The following is an 18,470-nucleotide window of genomic DNA, read 5'->3' as shown; positions in this document are numbered from 1 at the left end:
GAAACAAGAAAAGCCCCCTGGCGGGGGCTTTTCTCAAATTTTCCAGCGCTATTTCGCCGGTTTTGGCTTTGATTTGAAGAGGTCCTTCAGATTGTCCCAAAGCTCGATCTTGGCGCCTTGCCGCTTCATGATGACACCCTGCTGGATGATCGACAGCGTGTTGTTCCACGCCCAGTAGATGACCAGCCCCGCCGGGAATGTCGCCAGCATGAAGGTGAAGATGATGGGCATCCAGGTGAAGATCGCGGCCTGCGTTGGATCGGGCGGCGTCGGGTTCATGCGCATCTGCAGGAACATGGTGATGCCCATGATGATCGGCCAAACGCCGATCATCAGGAAGGCCGGCACCGCATAGGGCAGGAGGCCGAACAGGTTGAAGATCGACGTCGGATCCGGTGCTGCGAGATCGTGGATCCAGCCGAAGAACGGCGCATGGCGCATTTCGATGGTGACGTAGAGCACCTTGTAGAGCGCGAAGAACACCGGGATCTGCACCAGCACCGGCCAGCAGCCCGCCAGCGGGTTGATCTTCTCGGTCTTGTAGAGCTCCATCATCGCCTGCTGCTGCTTGACCTTGTCATCCGCATATTTCTCGCGGATTTCCAGCATCTTCGGCTGCACCATCTTCATCCGCGCCATCGAGGCGTAGGATTTGTTGGCGAGCGGGAAGAACAGCGCCTTCAGGAGAACGGTGACAAGCAGGATCGCCACGCCGAAATTGCCGGAGAATTTATAGAGCCAGTCGATGAGGTAGAACATCGGCTTGGTGATGAAATAGAACCAGCCCCAGTCAATCAGGAGTTCGAACTGGCGGATGCCGAGGCTCTTCTCATAGGCGTTGATCTGCGCCACTTCCTTGGCGCCGGCGAAGACGTGGTTCTCGATCGTGGTCGACTGGCCCGGCGCGATGGTGACGGGATCGCCGAGGAAATCGGCCTGGAAGCGCGACCGACCATCGGTGAAATAGGAGAAGCGTGCCTGATAGGTTTCGTTCTGCGGCGGGATCAGCGTCGCCGCCCAATATTTGTCGGTGATGCCGAGCCAGCCGCCGGCGGATTTCGGCGGCGAGACGCCCTTTTCATCCTCGATCTTGGAATATGTGATCTCCTGCAGGCCGTCGTCGCCGATGACGCCGATCAGACCCTCATGCAGGACATAGGTCGCACTCGGATGTTCCGGCGGCGAAAAGCGCGTCACGCGACCATAGGAGGAAAGCGAAACCGGCGCGCCTAAGGGGTTGGTGATCGTGTCGCTGACCGTGAACATATAGTCGTTGTCGACCGAGATCACGCGCTTGAAGGTGAGGCCCTTGTCATTGGTGTAGGTCAGCGTCACCGGCGTCGAAGGCGTCAGCGTGTCGTTGCCCTCGACCTTCCAAACCGTTTTGTCGTTGGGCACCGCGCCCGTTTCGGCATTGCCGGCATAGCCGAGCTCGACGAAATAGCCCTGCTTGAGCGGCGCCGGGGCCAGAAGCTCGATATTGGGCGAATTGTCGTTGATCGTCTCGCGGTAATCCTTGAGGTAGAGGTCGTCGAGGCGCGCGCCGGTCAGGTTGATCGAGCCGCGGAGGCTCGGCGTGTCGATCTTGACGCGGCCGGACTGCGCGATCGCAGCCTCCCGGCTGAGCGCGCCGCCTGCTGCGCTGTCCGCCGTCTGGCCGGGGATGCCCTGCTGGCCGGTCGTGCCCGGCGATGGGATGTTTGCCTGGCCTTCGCCACTTGGCGCGGCTCCGGGCTGGCTTTGCGCCTGCTGCTGCGCCTGTTCCTGGCGTTGAGCCTCGATCCGAGCCTGCTCCTTCTGCGCCTCGACCTTGGGGTTCATGTAGAACACCTGCCACAGCGTCAGGATCAGAATGGACAGGGCAATGGTGATGAAGAAATTGCGGTTGTTTTCCATTGACGGTCCCAGGTCCGGTCGGGCCGGATCAGCGTTTCTTTTCAACTTTCTTGGCAACCCGCCTGGCGAGTTCCCTGACAAGTTCGGTGAACGGCGCGTCGAGCGCGTCACGGCGTGCAACGATCACATAGTCGGTCGCATCCGTCATGTCACCTGCGACGTGGGTGCGCACCGCTTCGTTCAAGCGCCTGCGGATGCGGTTGCGGATGACCGCGTTGCCGTTCTTCTTGGTGACGGTGATGCCGACGCGCGGCCTGTCGCCTGCCTTGGCAGCGGCGGATTCCGCTTCACTGCGCCCTTTGACTTCAAGCAGGAAGAACGGCCCACGTCGTTTTTCTCCGCTCCTTACGGCCAAAAACTCCGCTCTCTTGCGAAGGCGGAGTGGCTTTTGTTCATTCATGGTATCTTGTCACCGCGCCGTTCGCGCGGAGCGACTTCAAGCGGAAAGCCGCTTGCGGCCGCGGGCGCGGCGTGCTGCGATGACTTTGCGTCCGCCCGGCGTAGCCATGCGGGAGCGGAAACCATGACGGCGCTTGCGGACAAGCTTGGACGGCTGATAGGTGCGCTTCATTTATTTAATACCGCGGTGTGCGGCCCTTCTTGATTCTGCTTTTGACAGGAGCTGGCTCGGCTGGCTTTCAGGCAACAAACATTACCGTCTGGCCAATGAAGTCCGAACGTGGGCCGGCTTATAGATGCAACCCCGCGATAAGTCAATTCGGATGCACCGAAAACCACCGGCTGCACTTATTCTGTTTATAAGAAACTGCTCAATTTTGCAAACTAAAGGTTGTATTTTTCTTCTTTTAGTTGCTAAATGAGGCTTTACAACCGTAATTAAGAATGAGTTAATCGACCAATCAAAGGTTGATTCGCAGCCAGTCACTGGAACGATCTTTGAATGTTCGGCAGTTCCGAGGGCGTTCCATCGCCCGAGGAGCGGCACGAACAGACGGATAAGCTTGCAGGGCGCTGGTCCCCGTGTGGTTCCCCATCCCTCCATGCGGCGTGCATTCCTGCAACGCTTGCCACGGCCTGGCTCGGCGGAGCCAGGCCGTGGGGGCCCTTGCCCCCGAAGGTTCCGTATAGCGTCCCTTGTGTCTCCTGGTTTCAGTCAAGCGTCTTAGGCAGTTTCTACCCAGAATGATTTCGGGAGAAATCGAATGAAGGACGGAGCACCCCTTCAATCCATCATGTGGACCCGCCGGCCGGGCAATTACGGCATTGCCTCCGATGCCGTCGCCGGCGTTCGCCGCAGAAAATTGTTACACGGCAGGGAGCTTCCGGCTCTCGTGCTCATCGAGGCGGGGCTTCTCATTCTGACGGTTTTCTGGTGGTTGTAAGGCCGGTTTCCGGCCTTTCCGCAGGGCGGGCGCTGCGCAACTTCCGTGGATACACCTCCTCCATCCTGATCGGGCCATTGTCATCGGCCGGCGTCCGGCTATTAAGGAGCCGCCGCTCGATCCGATCGGGCCAAATCAGGAAGAGGAGTTTGCAATGACCATCCGCCGCATCGAACCCGGCCCGCGCATGAGCCAGGCCGTCATTCATGGCAACACCGTCTATCTCGCCGGACAGGTCGGCGCGCCGGGCGAGAGCGTCACCGCGCAGACCAAGGCCATCCTCGCCACCATCGACGAGCTTCTGGCGGAAGTCGGCAGCAGCAAGTCGAAGCTGCTTCAGACGATCATCTGGCTCGACGACATGGCCAATTTCGCCGAGATGAACGCCGTCTGGGACGCATGGGTCGATCCAGGCAACACGCCGGCCCGCGCCACCGGCGAAGCCAAGCTCGCCGGCCCGGAATACAAGGTCGAGATCATCGTCACCGCCGCGCTCGACTGATCCGTAGCGGTTTGCCGGTCCTCGCACCGGCGCCTGATGCCAGATAACCCAAACCCCTCATGGTGAGCTTGTCGAAGGAGGGGTTTGGGAGGTGGGCACCCACTCGTCGCGGATGCGGACGGAATAGCCGATCGGTCCTCCGTCCGCCCGCGATCCGATCGCAGCCTGCCGTTCCACCTCGGCAAGTGGTGCGCCATTGGCGATCAGCCCTTCATCATAGAGATATCCCGGCAGATAGCCTGACAGCAGGACCCGGTAATCCAGGGGAAAGCCCGGATTGAGTGTGCGCGCCATATCGAACACCACCGTTGTGCAATTGGTAGTGACCGTGTTGTAGAATTCGGCCTTCTTGGCCAGCCTGTTGGCGGTGTCGAGATAGAGCAGGAAAAGCGCCTTGGCCGCCGCCGCATCGATCCTGATTGGATAGCGGTAGACGCGCTCCCCGCGGATATTGGTGCGCAGGCGGATGATATCGCTTTCCTTGGCGGCGATCATCGCCAGCTCGAATTCCTTGAAGAAGCCGCCGATCTCCGAAAACGCTTCGTCGCGCGTCTTGCGGATTTCCGCCGAGAAGACGATATGCCGCCCGTCGGCGAAGCCGAAGCTGACGAGCGTGTGGGCAATTGCCGGGCCCGCCCAATAGGACAGGAAGAGATCGACGGTTTCGATCCCGTCGAGATCGTAGGTCTCGGTTTTCCAGTGCGGCGTGAAATCGGTGGTCGTGCGCCAGTCGAAATCACGCACATTGTAAAGTGTGGCCTGATTGCCGTCGATCCTGGCCGTCACCGTGTGTTCGACATCGGGTGCCCAGTCACGCGTCAGCGATGGTCTGATCATCGACCACCAGCCGAACAGGGCGAGCATCGCAATGCCTGCGGCAAACCGTGACTGCCGTCGTTTCTGCGTGAACTCGGCCATCAGCATGGTAAGCGAGAATGCGCCCCAGACGGTGAGCACGGCGATGCGCCCGCCTTCGCCGAGCGGCAAGTGATACCATAGCGCGAAGCCGCCCCAGATGAAACAGCAGGCAAGTACAAGAAAGAATAGCACGCGGCCGATGAAACGCAGTATCGAGGCGAATATGGTCGTCATGTTGCTCCGGCAATGATTGCTATCGAAGTTGCGCTGGCCTGCCCCTTTTGCAAATCCATTATTGGACTCTTATCTCGAAAGGTGCGAATATTTTACTATCAGGAGGATGACGACCATGAGCGCTACGGTTCATACGCATGCCTCGAAAGCGATAGTCAACGAGGTCAAGGATTATCTCAAGGAGATAAGTCCCGAGCAGGACGTCGTCTCGACGTCGGAGATCAGGATGCGCCTGCGGAAGAAATTCCCGCGTTGCGGCCTGTCGGATTCGGGGCTGGCCGAAGTGATCGGCCGCGAAGCGGTCGAGCAGGGCTTCAGCATTCACTTCGATAATTAAGGCTTTATGAAGCGCTGCGTGCCGGGCGTGGGGCTTTTGTTTGCGTCGATCGGCGCCATCTCAAGAAGGATGGGCGCACGATCCTCCATGCCAGCAGGATCGTCACGATCGCGGCATAAATGACCGGTTCGGCCGGCCAACTCTTCACCGACAGGATGAAATGGATCGCTCCGCCGGCGGCCGCCACATAGATCAGGCGGTGCAGCTTCATCCAGTTGCGCCCGAGCCGCCTGATCGACCAGGCATTGGACGTGACCGCAAGCGGGATCAGGAGAGCGAGGCTCGCCATCCCGATGGTGATGAACGGACGTTTGACGATGTCGGCGATGACGGTGTTGAGGTCGAGCGCCTGGTCGAGGATCATATAGGCGCTGAAATGCATGACGCCGTAATAGAACGCGAGCAGCCCGAGTGCCCGACGGTAGCGTATGAGGTTGATCGAGAAGATCTCGCGCAGCGGCGAAACCGTGAGCGTCAGGATCAGGAACCGCAGGGTCCAGAGCCCCAGATGACGCTCGAATGTCTTGACCGGGTCCGCGCCGAGCCCGCCTGTGCTGCCGAGATAGAAATACCACAGCGCCGGCAGCAGCCCCGCGCCGTAGAGCGCCCATATCAGCGCATCGCCACGCCGTTTCGCGAGCCGGGCAACGTCCGTGAGAGCCATTTCAGTAATAAACCTTCAGATCCATGCCGGAATAGAGCGACGCCACCTGCTCGCCATAGCCGTTGAAGGGCAGGGTCTTGCGTCGTCCGGAGCCGAAAAAGCCGTCCTCGCCGATCCGGCGCTCCGTCGCCTGGCTCCAGCGCGGATGATCGACCTCCGGATTGACGTTGGCGTAGAAGCCGTATTCTCGCGCGTTCTGCATGTTCCATGAGGTCGGCGGCTGCTTGTCGACGAGGCTGATGCGCACGATCGACTTGATCCCCTTGAAACCGTATTTCCAGGGCACGACCAGCCGGATCGGCGCGCCGTTCTGGTTGGGCAGCGTCTCGCCATAGAGCCCGACCGCCAGGATGGTCAGCGGGTGCATGGCTTCATCCAGCCGCAGCCCCTCGACATAGGGCCAGTCCAGCGGCTGGAACAGCCCTTGCTGGCCCGGCATCTCGTCTGGCCTGACCACGGTCTCGAAGGCCACATATTTGGCCGATGAGAGCGGCTCCACCTTGTTCAGCAGTTCGGAAAGCTGAAAGCCGGTCCATGGGATCACCATCGACCAGGCTTCGACGCAGCGCATCCGGTAGATGCGCTCCTCCAGCGGCATCTGGGCGATCAGTTCGTCGATGTCGAATTCGGTGGGCTTGGAGACGAGACCATCCACTTTCACCCGCCAGGGCTTCGGCTTGAAATTGCCGGAATTGGAAGCCGGATCGGTCTTGCCGGTGCCGAATTCGTAGAAATTATTATAGGTCGTCACGTCCTCGAGGGACGTCAGTTTTTCGTCCGTCGCATAAGGCCCGCGCGACGCCTTGAGCGCCTCCGCCCCCACTGGCGCCCCTGAAACACCGATCAGCCCGGCCGCTACCGCGCCGGCGAGAAATTCCCGGCGACGCAGATACACGCTTTTCGGGGTGATCTCTGAGGATGGAACGGATGGGCTGCGGTAGGCCATGGGTGTTTTCTCCAAATTCGACCGTGTCAGAACGGTTAACGCTTCCTGCTTAGAAACGGAACGCCCGCATCCGGAAGTTTCAGCTTCACGAAACTGTGAAGCCATCCATGAGGCCAAATGCTTGGATCCAGGGTTGGGTCAAACGCCGCAGAGAGCATAGCCCCCTTGTGGCAAACATGCATCAGCCCTTTCTAAAAAAGCCGTCGCAAACACACGCACGCTCGAAATACACGCAGTGTTACGTTACGCTATATTACGTCAGATCATATTGCGTGATCGAGTCTGGGCGGGCCACCTGCAAGGTCGCAATCATCTGCCCGAAAGCTCGAATGTGGGGTTGAGTTCTAAAGCTTGGTTAACTTCTTGCTGGCAGGATTGGCTTATGGTGAAGAATTATATTACCGGCGCGTTATCTGCCCTTGTTTTTCTGGCTTTCTCCTCGCCTTCGGTCGCGTCTGAAACGGTGCAGCCTGCATCGACCCAAATGGCCGCCAATGAAGCTTCGGGCGGGAAGAAAGGCTCTGCCGGTGTCAGGCTCGGCGAAGGTGTGACGATGAAGAAGAACGAAACGGCCGAGCCGGTCGAGGGCCAGAAGATCATCCGCAATCAGCAGTTTCTCTATCGTTTCTACCGTCCTGAAAACCCGACGGGCAAGACGGTGGTTCTCCTGCATGGCTCGGGCGGCGACGAGACGAGCCTCGTGCCGCTTGCCACCAGGATATGGCCGAATGCCGTGCTCCTCGGCGTGCGCGGACGCGTGCTTCAGGAAGGCCGCACGCGGTGGTATCGCAGCATCACGCCGGTGAAGTTCGACCAGAAGGATGTGCGCGCCGAAGCGGACGCCTTTGTCGTTTTCCTGACGAAGCTCGCCGACAGCCACGACATCGATTTGAGGCGCGCCACCTTCGTCGGTTATTCCAATGGCGCCAATCTTCTCGCCGCGACGATGCTGCTGCACCCCGATCTGGTCAAGCGCGCGGTGCTGATGCGTCCGATGCCCGTGCTCGACGACACGCCCGCCGCCAGCCTGTCGAAGGCCAATGTGCTGACCATCGCCGGCGCGCAGGACGAGATCTACGCGCCCTATGCCCCGGCCTTGTCGGCGCTTCTGCGTTCCAACGGTGCGCGCGTCGATGCCCGCACCGTCGCGACGGGGCATCTCCTCGGAGACGAGGATGTGCAAATCGTCAACGAGTGGCTGGCGGCGCAGGCGCCGGATGGTGCGCCGGCCGTATCGCTGCAGACGAAATAAAGCAATTCTCCGGCATCGTCAGAATGGCGGCGCGCCGGCGAGCCTGAAGCAGGCACACCATACGTGAGCCTGAACGGCCGATTATCCCGCCGTCATTCTCGGGACAAGGCCGAGAATGACGACCAGACGGACGCCGCTTCAAGCTAGTTCTGACAAACACTAAGTGCCGTCACCAATGCCAGCCAATCTCCCCCCCTTGAGGGGGAGATGTCCGGCCGGACAGAGGGGGGTATTTGTCCCGCCAGCGTTCAATTTAAAAATAATCCCCTAAAGCCGCTTGCGCGGCCGCTCCATGCGCTCGGCGCCGGCAAAGCCGAGCGTGGCGGAGAGATCTTCGGCCGCCGCCTTCAAGCTCTTCAGATATTCCGCGTGGTTCTTCAGCCCATCCTCTTTCGGCGTCACCAGGCAGAGCGTGGCGACGCAGGTCCTGTCGCTCTGGTAGACGGGCACGGCGAAGCAGTGGGTGAAGGTCTCGATGGTGCTGTTGAAGGTGAAATGGCCGACCTCCGCCGCCTCTCTCACCTGTGCGATGAATTGCGCGGGGTCGATCCGGCTGCCGTCGGGCAGGCGGAAATCCTCCTTGGGGATGAAATCGAGGATTTCGGCATCGCTCATATGCGAAACGAGGAGGCGGCCCGAAGCCGTCCACGGGATCGGCACTGGTTCGCCGATATTCGACGAGATGCGAAACGGCCGGATGCCCTCGCGCATCAGCGCGACGGTATATTTGTTGCCCTCGAGCAGGCACATCTGCGCCGTCTCGCGGGTCTCCTCGGTGATCTTGGTGAGGAGCCGGTCGCATTCACGCATCAGGTCGAACTGCTCGGCATAGGCGGTGCCGAGGAAATAGAGCTTTCGGCCGAGAAACACCCGCCCGTCCTCGCCCTGATATTCGAGCACGCCCTGTCGCATCAGGAGATTGACCAGCTCATAGACGGAGGAGCGCGGCGCGCCGATATGCTGCGCGATCTCGTTTGGCCGCATCGGCTGACGGCGGTGCCGCAGGAAATCGAGGATCTCGAACGCGCGGTCGAGCCCTCTTGCCCTGCGATTGATCGTATCCACCGTCATATCGTCCATGTCAGCCGTTCCGATATCTTCTATCTGGCCTTGTAGGCCACGCAATCCACTTCCACCTTGCAGTCGACCATCATCCGCGACTGGACACAAGCGCGGGCCGGTGGGTTCTCGCCGAAATATTCCGCATAGACGCCGTTGAATGTCCAGAAATCGCGCGGATCGTCGAGCCAGACGCCGATCCTTACCACATCTTCAACGCCATAACCGGCTTCGTGCAGGATGGCGATCATGTTTTCGATCGCCTTGCGCGTCTCGGCGATGATGCCGCCGCCGATGATCTCGCCATTCTCCATGGCCACCTGGCCCGAAACATAGAGCCAGCCATTGGCCTCGACCGCGCGGGCAAAGGGGAGGGCCTGCTTGCCTGCTCCGGTCTCGCCGGCGCCATAACGCTTGATGGTCACGATATCATTCTCCGTGTTTTCAGTTGAAAGTGGATGATTTCAGGAATTCCGCGAGGCGTTCCGTCTGCGGCTTGTGGAACATTTCGCGCGGATTGCCTTCCTCGCCGATGCGCCCCTGGTTCATGAAAATCACGCGGTTCGACACCTCATAGGCGAACCGCATCTCATGGGTGACGAGCAGCATGCTCATGCCGTCCTGCGCCAGCGACTTGATGACCTGCAGCACTTCGTTGACGAGCTCGGGATCGAGCGCCGACGTCACCTCGTCGAAGAGCATCAGCTTCGGGTTCATGGCGATCGCGCGGGCGATGGCGACGCGCTGCTGCTGCCCGCCCGAGAGCTGGCCCGGATAATGCTCCGCCCGCTCGCGCAGGCCCACCCGGTCGAGCCAGGTCTCGGCAAGCGTGCGCGCCTCGTCGCGGCTCATCTTCTTCACCTTGACGAGTCCGAGCATGACATTGGCGACCGCCGTCATATGCGGAAACAGATTGAACTGCTGGAACGCCATGCCGGTCAGCGCCCGCTGCCGGGCGATTTCCCTTTCGCTCTTGCGGCGGCGCTGGCCGTTGACGACGTCATAGCCGATCGCCTGGCCGTCGATGCGGATGGTGCCGCCCTGGAACTCCTCCAGCATGTTGATGCAGCGAAGCATAGTGGTCTTGCCCGAGCCGCTGGAGCCGATGATGCTGACGACATCGCCCTGCTGCATGGTGCAGTCGACGCCCTTCAGCACCTCCACCGCGCCATAGCTTTTGTGCAGGTCGCGGATTTCGAGAAGATTGTTCGTCATCCCTGGTCAACTCTCATGTTGGAACCGCGGTCTTGCGTTCGACATAGCGGCCGAAACGCTCGATGGCGTAGTTGATGATGAAATAGAGAAGGCCCGCGAAGAAATAGAATTCGAGGCTCATGAAGGTGCGCGAGATCAGCTCCTGCGTGCGCAGCAGGAGTTCCGCGACGCCGATGATGGAGAGAAGCGTCGATGCTTTCACCATCTCCGCCGCGGTGTTCACCCAGGCCGGCAGCGCATGGCGCAGGGCCTGCGGCCCGAGCACATAGGCGAATGTCTGCGGGAAGGTGAGGCCGATCGCCTTGGCGGCTTCCGTCTGACCCGTCGGGATCGACTGCAGCGCGCCGCGCACGATCTCGCCGACATGCGACGAGCAGAAGACCGCAAGCGCCAGCACGCCCGCCTGGAACGGCCCGAGTTGGAGCCCGACGGTGCTCAGCACGTAATAGCTCGCCAGTACCAGCACGAGGACCGGCGTGCCGCGGATGAAATCCGTATAGCCGCGCACGATCCAGCGCAGCGGCCGGATGCCGTAGGTCAGCGCCAGGCCGACGAATACGCCGAGCACCGTGCCGGCGCAGATCGCCAGAAGGGAAATCGAGATGGTGACGCCGAGGCCTTTCAGGATCGGCATCCGCGCCAGCCATATGATGTCGAGGAAGTGCATGATATCCATGGGGGGTCACCTCACAATGGCCAGCCGGCGCTCGACCGCGCGCATCAGCGCGGCGAGGATCGAGCAGGTGGCGACATAAAGACAGCTGGCGACGATCCATGTCTCGATGACGCGGAACGTCTCCACATTGATCTTGCGCGCCTCGAAGGTGAGTTCGGGCACGGCGATCGCCGCGGCGAGCGACGTATCCTTGAAGAGCGAGATGATGGTGCTGCCGAGCGACGGCAGCACGTTGCGCAGCATCAGCGGTGTGATGATCGAGGTGCGGATCTGCATATTCGTCAGGCCGATGGCGAGGCCCGCCTCGCGCAAGCCCGGCGGAATGGCCAGGAGCCCGCCGCGGAATACTTCGGCGAGATACGCGCCGGAATAGATGGCGAGCGTGAAGATGAAGCTCTCGATCTTGCCGAGCCGCACGCCCATTTGCGGCAGCGCGAAATAGGTGAAGAGGATGAGGACGAGGATCGGCGTGTTGCGGATGATGGTGACGTAGATGCCGGCCGGTCGGCGCAGGAAGCCGTTCTTTGAGATCAGCCCGAAGGCGGTGATAAGGCCGACCACGCAGCCGATCGCGATCGCGGCGAAGGCAAGCGCCAGGCTCAGCGCCAGCCCTTCCAGGAGCAGGTCGAAGCTGCGCCAGACCGCAGAGAAATTCAACGTATAGTTCATGGTCTGTCCGCCATGTGCAGAAGGCGCTGAAAGGCGGCTTAGGGCTTTGCCGGAACCGCCTCTCGAGCCGGCTTACTTATATTCCACGGGAAAGCCGATTTGCGGCGGCGTCAGATCCTTGCCGAACCAGGTTTTGAACGACTTGGCGTAGAAGTCGAATTCGACGCCCGTCATCGCCTCGTGCAGGGCGGTGTTGACAAAGTTCAGCCAGTCCTGGTCGCCACGCTTGACGCCACACGCATAGGTCTGCGGATTCCAGCCATAGCCGCCGTCCTTGTAGCGCCCCGGGTTCTGCGTCATATACCAGGCGAGTGACGACTGGTCGGTGGCCGCCGCATCGGAGCGGCCCGATTCCAGCGCCTGATAGATGAGATCCACCGAATCATATTGGTCGACCTTGGCCTCCGGCAGGGCGGCATGCACCATGTCCTCGGCATAGACGTTCTGCAGCACCGAGATAGTCACGGACGAGCCGGCCTCCTTCAGCGCGTTGTAATCGGCATATTGGCTATCCGCCTTCAGCATCAGCCCGACGCCCTCCCGGTAATAGGGGATGGTGAAGGCGATCTGTTGCGCCCGCTCGCCGGTGACGGTCATGAACTGGCAGGTGATATCCACCTTGTTGGTGGTGATGTTGGGGATGCGCGCATCCGAGGACTGGTTGACGAACTCGATCTTGTCCGGATCGCCGAACAGCGCCTTGGCGACGATGCGGCCCATATCGATGTCGAAGCCCTGCAGCTTGTCGTCGACGCTCTTGAAATGCCACGGCGCATTGGTGCTGCCGGTTCCCATGACGAGATGCCCGCGGGCGAGCACTTCGTCGAGCTTGCTTTTCGTCTCCTGAGCCTGCGCCGTGATCGGCAGCACGGCAAACGCGGCGATCGCCGCCGCAATGATTGAATTGCTGGTCATGACATCATCCCTTTCGCGTAGCGAATGTTCCCATCGTTGTTGTCCAGTATATCAGACATACGTCTTTAATAATGGATTGCCTATAGAATGCCTGCAGGCATGGCTTGTCAAGGCCGTCCGCTGGCTTTGCCGATGCGTCAGCTTGTCATGGGGATGGAAGGGGATTTGGAGGAATACTTTTTAGGGGTGTGCTGGGTCGAACACTCCCCTCTGCCCTGCCGGGCATCTCCCCCACAAGGGGGGAGATTGGCTGAGATATCCGCTTTCGCTAATAACCAACGTTGCAGGTGATGTGCCGCCGTCAAAGACAGCTAATCTCCCCCTTGTGGGGGAGATGGCCGGCAGGCCAGAGGGGGTAGATAGCACTGCCTGAATTCGCTCAAGCACTCCCACTCTCGTCAGTCTCCTTCGACCAACTGGCCATGCGCCGCGCTGCCACGGACGTGACGGCATGCAGGAGGACGGTGAATGCCGCCAGCACGAAGAGGGCGGCGAACATCAGATCGACCTTCGCCCGGCCATTGGCGAGAAGCATGAGATAGCCGAGACCTTTCGACGCGCCGACCCATTCGCCGACCACGGCGCCGATCGGCGCGTAGACGGCGGCGAGCCGGAGGCCCGAGCCGAAGGCGGGCAGCGCCGCCGGAAGCCGCAGCCGCAGAAGCGTGCTCGTCGGCGTCGCGCCCATGGTCCGGGCGAGATCGAGCAGCCCCGGATCGGTGCGCCGCAGCCCATCATAGAAAGTGGAAACCACGGGGAAGAAGATCATCAGCACCGTCACCGCGATCTTCGACGCGATACCGTAGCCGAGCCACAGCGTCAGGATCGGCGCCAGCGCGAAGATCGGGATCGCCTGGCTGAACACCATCAGCGGCAGGAGCAGCCGCCGCGCCATGGGCGAGATCATCAGATGCAGCGCTGTGGCGCCGCCGATTGCCGCGCCGAGCACCAGCCCGATCAGCACTTCGATGATGGTGGTGCCGGCATTTTCCGCGATCAGTGCGCGATTGTTGATCAGCGCGGTGAGCACGTCGGCCGGGCCGGGCAGGATGAAGGAGGGAACGCCGGTCAGCCAGACGACCGCCTGCCATAGCGCCAGCGCCGCACAGGCCGAAAGCAATCCGTCGATGAAGCGGCCCTTCATTGCGGCAGCCCCCGCAGCCGGCGAAGCAGATCGGACTGCATGGCGAGCGTTTCAGGCGCATCGGCAGCGCGCAGCGGGTGGCCTTCAAGCCCGTCATAGTGGCTGAGTCCGGCGGCGCTGACGATGATGATGCGATCGGCGAGCCGCACGGCCTCCGCCGGATCATGCGTCACCAGCACGACCGTGCGACCCTCCAGCGTTTCATGGGCGAGTTCCTGCATCTCGCTGCGGGTGCGGGCATCGAGCGCCGCGAAAGGCTCGTCGAGCAGTGCGATCGGCCGGTCCTCCATCAGCATGCGGGCAAGGGCTGCGCGCTGCCGCATGCCGCCGGAAAGGCTCGCCGGGCGCTTGTGGCGATGCGGCACGAGGCCGACACGGGCGATAAGCCGTTCGGCCCGTGCCCGGTCCGGCGTCTCGCCGCGCAGCCGCGCACCGAGGACGACATTCTCATAGACATCGAGCCACGGTGCCAGGAGATCGGTCTGCGCCATATAGGCGACGCGCGCGGCAATCGGCTTTTCGTCGCCTGCGGCCACGCTCCCCGAAAATTCGCCCCCGGTATCGAGACCGGCGATCAGCCGCAGCAGCGTCGATTTGCCGACGCCGGACGGGCCGACGAGGCAGGTCCATCGGCCTGCCTCGATCCCGAGATGGATGTCCCGGAAAAGCGGCTGCCCGGCATGATGGAAATCGCCCTGCAACAGAAGCCCGGGCGGCGCTTCATGCATGTCCGCGCAGTCCCATCTGCCAGAAGGCGGCTTCAAGCTTCGTGGCCGTGCGGAACTGCTGGCTGAGATGCCGCCAGCGCTGGTTCTTCTGCGGGATTGCGCCGAGCCGGTCCTGCGCCGCCTGCTCGATCAGCCGGCCGACCCTGTGGCAGACTTCCTGATAGTCAGGCCCGCCATAGGTGTCGATCCACTGGCGATAGGGCGTGTCGGCCGCCGCGGAGGCGGCAAGCCGCGTGCCGATCTCGCCATAGCCCATCACGCAGGGCGCGAGCACCGCCATCAGGTCAAGGAAATCGCCGGAATGGCCGGCATCGAGCACGAAACGGGTGTAAGCGAGGTTCTCCGGCGCTTCTTCCGCCGCGAAAAGCGCGTCTTCCGTTATGCCTTCCTCTGCGCAGATGCCGACATGCAGCGGCAGCTCATGATTGACCAGCGCGTCCACCGTCAAGGCCGCGATGCGCATTTCCTCGCGGCTGTTGGCCTTGACCACGGCGAGCGCCCAGGCACGGGCGAAATGGCGCAGGAACACATAGTCCTGGATGAGGTAATGAATGAATGAGGCGCGCGGCAATGAGCCGTCGCCGAGCCTTCTTACGAATTCATGGTCGATATAGGCCGTCCAGTCGTCGCCCGCCGCCTCGCGCCAGGCGGCGAAGACGGGCGAGGAGAAATCGGTTCTCACGAATGATAGGACGTTCATTGTGCCGGTCCTTCTGCATTCACATCGATGGCAATTTTCTCGACGGGCAGGATAGACGGCACCAGGCCGTGTTCCTTCAGGAACGCCTCGTAGCGCCGGTAGCGTCCGATATCGAGCGCCGCGGGCCGGAGCGCGAAGCGCGGCAGCGTGTCGAACCAGGCGCGCTTGTTGAGCTCGTCCTGCAACTCCTTGCCGGTCGAGGCATAGATCTCGTAGCTCTCCTGTGGATGGTTCAGGATGAACTGCGTCGCCTTCTCCGTGGCGGCGAGGAAGCGGGAGATCTTGTCCTTGTCCATGGTCTTGGAATTGGCGACATAGATCAGCTCGTCATAAGGCGGCACGCCTTCCTCCTCGACATAGAAGCAGCGGCCCTTCACGCCCTCGACCTCCATCTGGTTCAGCTCGACATTGCGATAGGCGCCGATGACAGCATCGACCTGCTTCGACATCAGTGAAGGCGCGAGCGACCAGTTGACGTTGATGAGCTCCACATCGCTCATCTTCAGGCCGTTCTTGGCGAGGATCGTCTGGAGGATCGATTCCTCAACGCCTGCGACGGAGAAGCCGACCTTTTTGCCTTTGAGATCGGTGATCGATTTCACCGGGCCGTCGGCAAGGGTGAGCAGGCAATTGAGCGGCGAACCGACCAGCGTGCCGACCCGCAGCAATGGCAGGCCTTCATGCGCCTGGAGATGGATCTGCTGCTGATAGGAGACGGCGAGGTCCGCCTGTCCCGCCGCCACCATTTTCGGCGGGGCGGATGGATCGGCCGGCGCGACAATATCCACCTCGAGGTTTTCCTCGCGGAAGAAGCCCTTTTCCCTGGCGATGATGATCGGCCCGTGGTCCGGGTTCACATACCAGTCGAGAATGAGCGAAAGCTTGTCGGCGGCGAGCGCCGGCGAGGCAGTCAGGAGTGCAAGCAGGAAACAAACGAACTTCAAGGGATATCTCCTCCGGTGGGATAAGGGGAACGGTTCAGCCGGCGTCACCAGCCGCGATCAATGCGATTTCGCCCGCCCAGTAGCGCTTGAGGGCGGAGGCCGCGCGCCAGGCGCGAAGCCCGCTGCGACAGCACATCACCACCCGCCGGCCGTTAGGCGGAACGATGCTTTCCTCGCGGAAGGCATCAACACTGGTGCGCACGGCATCGCCGCGCAGCGAGCGCGGCGCCTCTTCGGTGCCGCGCAGCTCGACCAGCAGATCGTCATCGCGAAGGCTGGCTGGCGCTATGAACGGGAAGGGGATGCGCTCCGGCTCCGGCGCATTGTCAAAGCGGAAGCTGCGGAACGAAAAGCGCTTGAGATCGATGGAGATCATGTTGCCGAGCGGCGATGGCTCGAGGCCGAGCAGCACGGCCAGCGCCATCTGCGCCTGCAGCGCGCCGAATGTGCCGACGACAGGGCCGAGCACGCCGGCGGTGGCGCAGGTGGCAAGCGTCTTCGGCAGGTCCGGGAAGACGGCCCGCATCGACGGCGCGCCGCCGCAAAAGCCGCCGACATAGCCCGAGAGGCCCAGGACCGAAGCCGAGATCAGCGGCTTGCCGAGCGCATGGCAGGTGTCGGACAGGATATAGCTGGCGGCGAAGCTGTCGGCGCAATCCATCGCGATATCGGCTTGCGCCACCAGCCTTTCCGCATTCGCCGGATCGAGCGCGGCGACGACGGGTGTGACCTCCGTTTCCGGGTTGAGATCGCGCAACGCATCGCGCGCCGCCAACGCCTTGGGCTGGTCAAGGCTCCTTTCGCCATAGAGCGGCTGGCGATGCAGATTGCCGCGATCGACGATGTCAGGGTCCACCAGCGTGATCCGCCCAATGCCGGCGCCGACGAGATATTGCAGCGCCGGGCAACCGAGCCCGCCCGCACCGACGACAAGCACATGCGCCTTTCGCAGCTTTGCCTGACCCTCTGCACCGACCTCGGGCAGGATTTCCTGGCGTGCATAACGATTCATCGGAGATGCCCCCGCGTCGCCGCCATCCATTCCTTGACCCGCGCTTCCGGATCGGCATTAAGGGTGATGTCGGTCACGACCGAGACGATATCGGCTCCGGCGGCGAAGGCGCCGGGCGCGCGCTCGACGGTCATTCCGCCGATCGCGACCAGCGGAATGTCGCCGATCTGCGCCTTCCATTCGGTGAGCCGCTCCAGCCCCTGCTCACTCCACTTCATCTTTTTCAGGATGGTCGGGTAGATCGGCCCAAGCGCGATATAATCCGGCCTGACCGCCAGCGCGCGATCGAGTTCCGCCCCGTCATGGCTAGAAACACCGAGCTTCAGCCCTGCTTTGCGGATGGCAGTGAGATCGGCCTCATCCAGATCCTCCTGGCCGAGATGGATGAAATCGCAACCCTCCTCAATGGCGAGCCGCCAATAGTCATTGACGATGAGCTGGCATTGGTGGGCCGCGCAGAGATCGCGGGCGCGGCGAATTTCCATACGCAGCGTCTCCTCGTCCTTATTCTTGATGCGCAACTGCACGAGCTTCACGCCCAGCGGCAGAAGCCGCTCCAGCCAGTCGGCGGAATCGAAGATCGGATAGAACGGATCGAGCGCCATCACAGGAACGCCTTTCCCATGAGCGGGGTAGATGGCGCGGCCATGTCGCGCGCCTCGATCGGATCGGCTTCAAAGCCAAGGCGCCCGGCTTCGATCGCCCCGGCGAAGGCCCGCGCCATCATCACCGGGTCGCCAGCCTTGGCGACTGCAGTGTTGAGCAGGATCGCGTCGTAACCGAGCTCCATCGCCTCAGCCGCATGGGAGGGCAGGCCGATGCCGGCATCGATCACCAGCGGAATATCGGGGAAATGCGCCCGAAGCGTTCTCAGACCATAGGCGTTGTTGAGCCCGCGGCCCGAGCCGATCGGCGCGCCCCACGGCATCAGCACCTTGCAGCCCGCCTCGATGAGCCGTTCGGCGACCACCAGATCCTCGGTCGTATAGGGGAAGACTTCGAAACCATCATCGGAGAGGATGCGGGCGGCCTCCACCAAACCGAACACATCAGGCTGCAGCGTGTCCTGCTCGCCGATCACCTCCAGCTTGATCCAGGGTGTGCCGAACACCTCGCGCGCCATATGCGCCGTGGTGACGGCCTCGCGCACCGAGTGGCAGCCGGCGGTGTTGGGGAGCACCCGCACGCCGAGCGCCTTGATCAGCGCCCAGAAATCCTGTCCGCCGCGCTCAGCTGCCGATTCGCGCCTGAGCGACACGGTGACGATACCCGTGCCGGAGGCGCGCACTGCATCGGCAAGGATGGCGGGTGAGGGGTATTGCGCCGTGCCGAGCAAGAGCCTGCTCGCAACAGGCGTTCCATAGAATTCGAACATG

The 18,470-nt window shown here is 61.9% G+C and carries 23 protein-coding genes; 4 read left to right on the top strand and 19 right to left on the bottom strand.

Going from position 1 to position 18,470, the window contains the following annotated elements; genetic code table 11:
• Nucleotides 1-48: 48 nt before the first annotated feature.
• Genes yidC through rpmH form a run of 3 tightly spaced genes read right to left on the bottom strand, consistent with a single transcriptional unit; the run spans nucleotide 49 to nucleotide 2,467 of the window.
• A complete protein-coding gene (gene yidC / locus ATN84_RS03260; protein ID WP_068880070.1) occupies nucleotides 49-1,896 on the bottom strand; it encodes a membrane protein insertase YidC in 1,848 nt (615 codons plus the stop codon).
• Nucleotides 1,897-1,924: 28 nt separating this feature from the next.
• Nucleotides 1,925-2,296: a ribonuclease P protein component gene (gene rnpA, locus ATN84_RS03255; protein ID WP_068880069.1), complete on the bottom strand. Its 372-nt coding sequence runs from the start codon at nucleotides 2,294-2,296 to the stop codon at nucleotides 1,925-1,927.
• 36 nt (nucleotides 2,297-2,332) lie between these two features.
• Nucleotides 2,333-2,467, bottom strand: coding sequence for a 50S ribosomal protein L34 (gene rpmH / locus ATN84_RS03250; RefSeq protein WP_068880068.1), 135 nt, complete (start codon nucleotides 2,465-2,467; stop codon nucleotides 2,333-2,335).
• Nucleotides 2,468-3,059: 592 nt separating this feature from the next.
• Here rpmH and ATN84_RS03245 point away from each other — a divergent pair.
• Nucleotides 3,060-3,239, top strand: coding sequence for a hypothetical protein (locus ATN84_RS03245; RefSeq protein ID WP_068880067.1), 180 nt, complete (start codon nucleotides 3,060-3,062; stop codon nucleotides 3,237-3,239).
• Nucleotides 3,240-3,393: 154 nt separating this feature from the next.
• Nucleotides 3,394-3,741: a RidA family protein gene (locus ATN84_RS03240; protein WP_068880066.1), complete on the top strand. Its 348-nt coding sequence runs from the start codon at nucleotides 3,394-3,396 to the stop codon at nucleotides 3,739-3,741.
• Nucleotides 3,742-3,798: 57 nt separating this feature from the next.
• Here ATN84_RS03240 and ATN84_RS03235 read toward each other — a convergent pair whose 3' ends face one another.
• Nucleotides 3,799-4,833 (bottom strand): Lnb N-terminal periplasmic domain-containing protein, encoded by a 1,035-nt coding sequence (locus ATN84_RS03235; protein WP_068880065.1) that lies wholly within the window; start codon nucleotides 4,831-4,833, stop codon nucleotides 3,799-3,801.
• A 115-nt stretch (nucleotides 4,834-4,948) separates the two neighbouring features.
• Here ATN84_RS03235 and ATN84_RS03230 point away from each other — a divergent pair, with 115 nt between their 5' ends.
• Nucleotides 4,949-5,170 carry a hypothetical protein gene (locus ATN84_RS03230; protein ID WP_068880064.1) on the top strand — a complete coding sequence of 74 codons (222 nt, stop codon included), beginning with the start codon at nucleotides 4,949-4,951 and terminating at the stop codon, nucleotides 5,168-5,170.
• A gap of 4 nt (nucleotides 5,171-5,174) precedes the next feature.
• Here the strand turns inward: ATN84_RS03230 and msrQ are convergent, their stop codons facing one another.
• Nucleotides 5,175-5,834: a protein-methionine-sulfoxide reductase heme-binding subunit MsrQ gene (gene msrQ / locus ATN84_RS03225; RefSeq protein ID WP_068880063.1), complete on the bottom strand. Its 660-nt coding sequence runs from the start codon at nucleotides 5,832-5,834 to the stop codon at nucleotides 5,175-5,177.
• 1 nt (nucleotide 5,835) lies between these two features.
• Entirely contained in the window at nucleotides 5,836-6,780 is a 945-nt protein-coding gene (msrP, locus tag ATN84_RS03220; RefSeq protein ID WP_068880062.1) for a protein-methionine-sulfoxide reductase catalytic subunit MsrP, read from the bottom strand.
• Between the two features lie 382 nt (nucleotides 6,781-7,162).
• On the opposite strand from msrP, the gene ATN84_RS03215 reads away from it, so the two are divergent.
• A complete protein-coding gene (locus ATN84_RS03215; RefSeq protein ID WP_068880061.1) occupies nucleotides 7,163-8,032 on the top strand; it encodes an alpha/beta hydrolase in 870 nt (289 codons plus the stop codon).
• A 267-nt stretch (nucleotides 8,033-8,299) separates the two neighbouring features.
• Here ATN84_RS03215 and ATN84_RS03210 read toward each other — a convergent pair whose 3' ends face one another.
• From ATN84_RS03210 to ATN84_RS03150, 13 genes are all read right to left on the bottom strand, one after another.
• Nucleotides 8,300-9,112: an IclR family transcriptional regulator gene (locus ATN84_RS03210; RefSeq protein ID WP_068880060.1), complete on the bottom strand. Its 813-nt coding sequence runs from the start codon at nucleotides 9,110-9,112 to the stop codon at nucleotides 8,300-8,302.
• 20 nt (nucleotides 9,113-9,132) lie between these two features.
• Nucleotides 9,133-9,516, bottom strand: coding sequence for a RidA family protein (locus tag ATN84_RS03205; protein WP_068880059.1), 384 nt, complete (start codon nucleotides 9,514-9,516; stop codon nucleotides 9,133-9,135).
• A 19-nt stretch (nucleotides 9,517-9,535) separates the two neighbouring features.
• Nucleotides 9,536-10,306 (bottom strand): amino acid ABC transporter ATP-binding protein, encoded by a 771-nt coding sequence (locus tag ATN84_RS03200; RefSeq protein ID WP_068880058.1) that lies wholly within the window; start codon nucleotides 10,304-10,306, stop codon nucleotides 9,536-9,538.
• Between the two features lie 13 nt (nucleotides 10,307-10,319).
• A complete protein-coding gene (locus ATN84_RS03195) occupies nucleotides 10,320-10,982 on the bottom strand; it encodes an amino acid ABC transporter permease (protein ID WP_068880057.1) in 663 nt (220 codons plus the stop codon).
• A gap of 6 nt (nucleotides 10,983-10,988) precedes the next feature.
• Nucleotides 10,989-11,651, bottom strand: a complete 663-nt coding sequence (locus tag ATN84_RS03190) for an amino acid ABC transporter permease (RefSeq protein ID WP_068880056.1) — start codon at nucleotides 11,649-11,651, stop codon at nucleotides 10,989-10,991.
• Nucleotides 11,652-11,723: 72 nt separating this feature from the next.
• Nucleotides 11,724-12,566, bottom strand: a complete 843-nt coding sequence (locus ATN84_RS03185) for a transporter substrate-binding protein (protein WP_068880055.1) — start codon at nucleotides 12,564-12,566, stop codon at nucleotides 11,724-11,726.
• A gap of 379 nt (nucleotides 12,567-12,945) precedes the next feature.
• On the bottom strand, nucleotides 12,946-13,710 hold the full coding sequence (locus ATN84_RS03180) for an ABC transporter permease (protein WP_068880054.1): 765 nt from the start codon (nucleotides 13,708-13,710) through the stop codon (nucleotides 12,946-12,948).
• Nucleotides 13,707-14,438: an ABC transporter ATP-binding protein gene (locus tag ATN84_RS03175; RefSeq protein ID WP_068880053.1), complete on the bottom strand. Its 732-nt coding sequence runs from the start codon at nucleotides 14,436-14,438 to the stop codon at nucleotides 13,707-13,709. Before ATN84_RS03175 ends, ATN84_RS03180 begins: the two co-directional genes overlap by 4 nt.
• Nucleotides 14,431-15,138 carry a thiaminase II gene (tenA, locus tag ATN84_RS03170; RefSeq protein ID WP_068880052.1) on the bottom strand — a complete coding sequence of 236 codons (708 nt, stop codon included), beginning with the start codon at nucleotides 15,136-15,138 and terminating at the stop codon, nucleotides 14,431-14,433. Before tenA ends, ATN84_RS03175 begins: the two co-directional genes overlap by 8 nt.
• Nucleotides 15,135-16,082: an ABC transporter substrate-binding protein gene (locus tag ATN84_RS03165; protein WP_068880051.1), complete on the bottom strand. Its 948-nt coding sequence runs from the start codon at nucleotides 16,080-16,082 to the stop codon at nucleotides 15,135-15,137. The genes tenA and ATN84_RS03165 overlap by 4 nt, the downstream gene beginning before the upstream one ends.
• 34 nt (nucleotides 16,083-16,116) lie before the next feature.
• Nucleotides 16,117-17,094 carry a HesA/MoeB/ThiF family protein gene (locus tag ATN84_RS03160; RefSeq protein ID WP_068880852.1) on the bottom strand — a complete coding sequence of 326 codons (978 nt, stop codon included), beginning with the start codon at nucleotides 17,092-17,094 and terminating at the stop codon, nucleotides 16,117-16,119.
• Entirely contained in the window at nucleotides 17,091-17,702 is a 612-nt protein-coding gene (locus ATN84_RS03155) for a thiamine phosphate synthase (protein WP_201026303.1), read from the bottom strand. The genes ATN84_RS03160 and ATN84_RS03155 overlap by 4 nt, the downstream gene beginning before the upstream one ends.
• On the bottom strand, nucleotides 17,699-18,469 hold the full coding sequence (locus tag ATN84_RS03150; RefSeq protein ID WP_068880049.1) for a thiazole synthase: 771 nt from the start codon (nucleotides 18,467-18,469) through the stop codon (nucleotides 17,699-17,701). Before ATN84_RS03150 ends, ATN84_RS03155 begins: the two co-directional genes overlap by 4 nt.
• Nucleotide 18,470 lies beyond the last annotated feature (1 nt).

It is taken from the genome of Paramesorhizobium deserti (assembly GCF_001558695.1).
In the GTDB taxonomy this organism is placed as follows: Bacteria; Pseudomonadota; Alphaproteobacteria; order Rhizobiales; family Rhizobiaceae; genus Paramesorhizobium; species Paramesorhizobium deserti.
The sequence above is the reverse complement of the archived record's forward strand: the minus strand, read 5'-3'. Positions and strand labels throughout refer to the sequence as shown.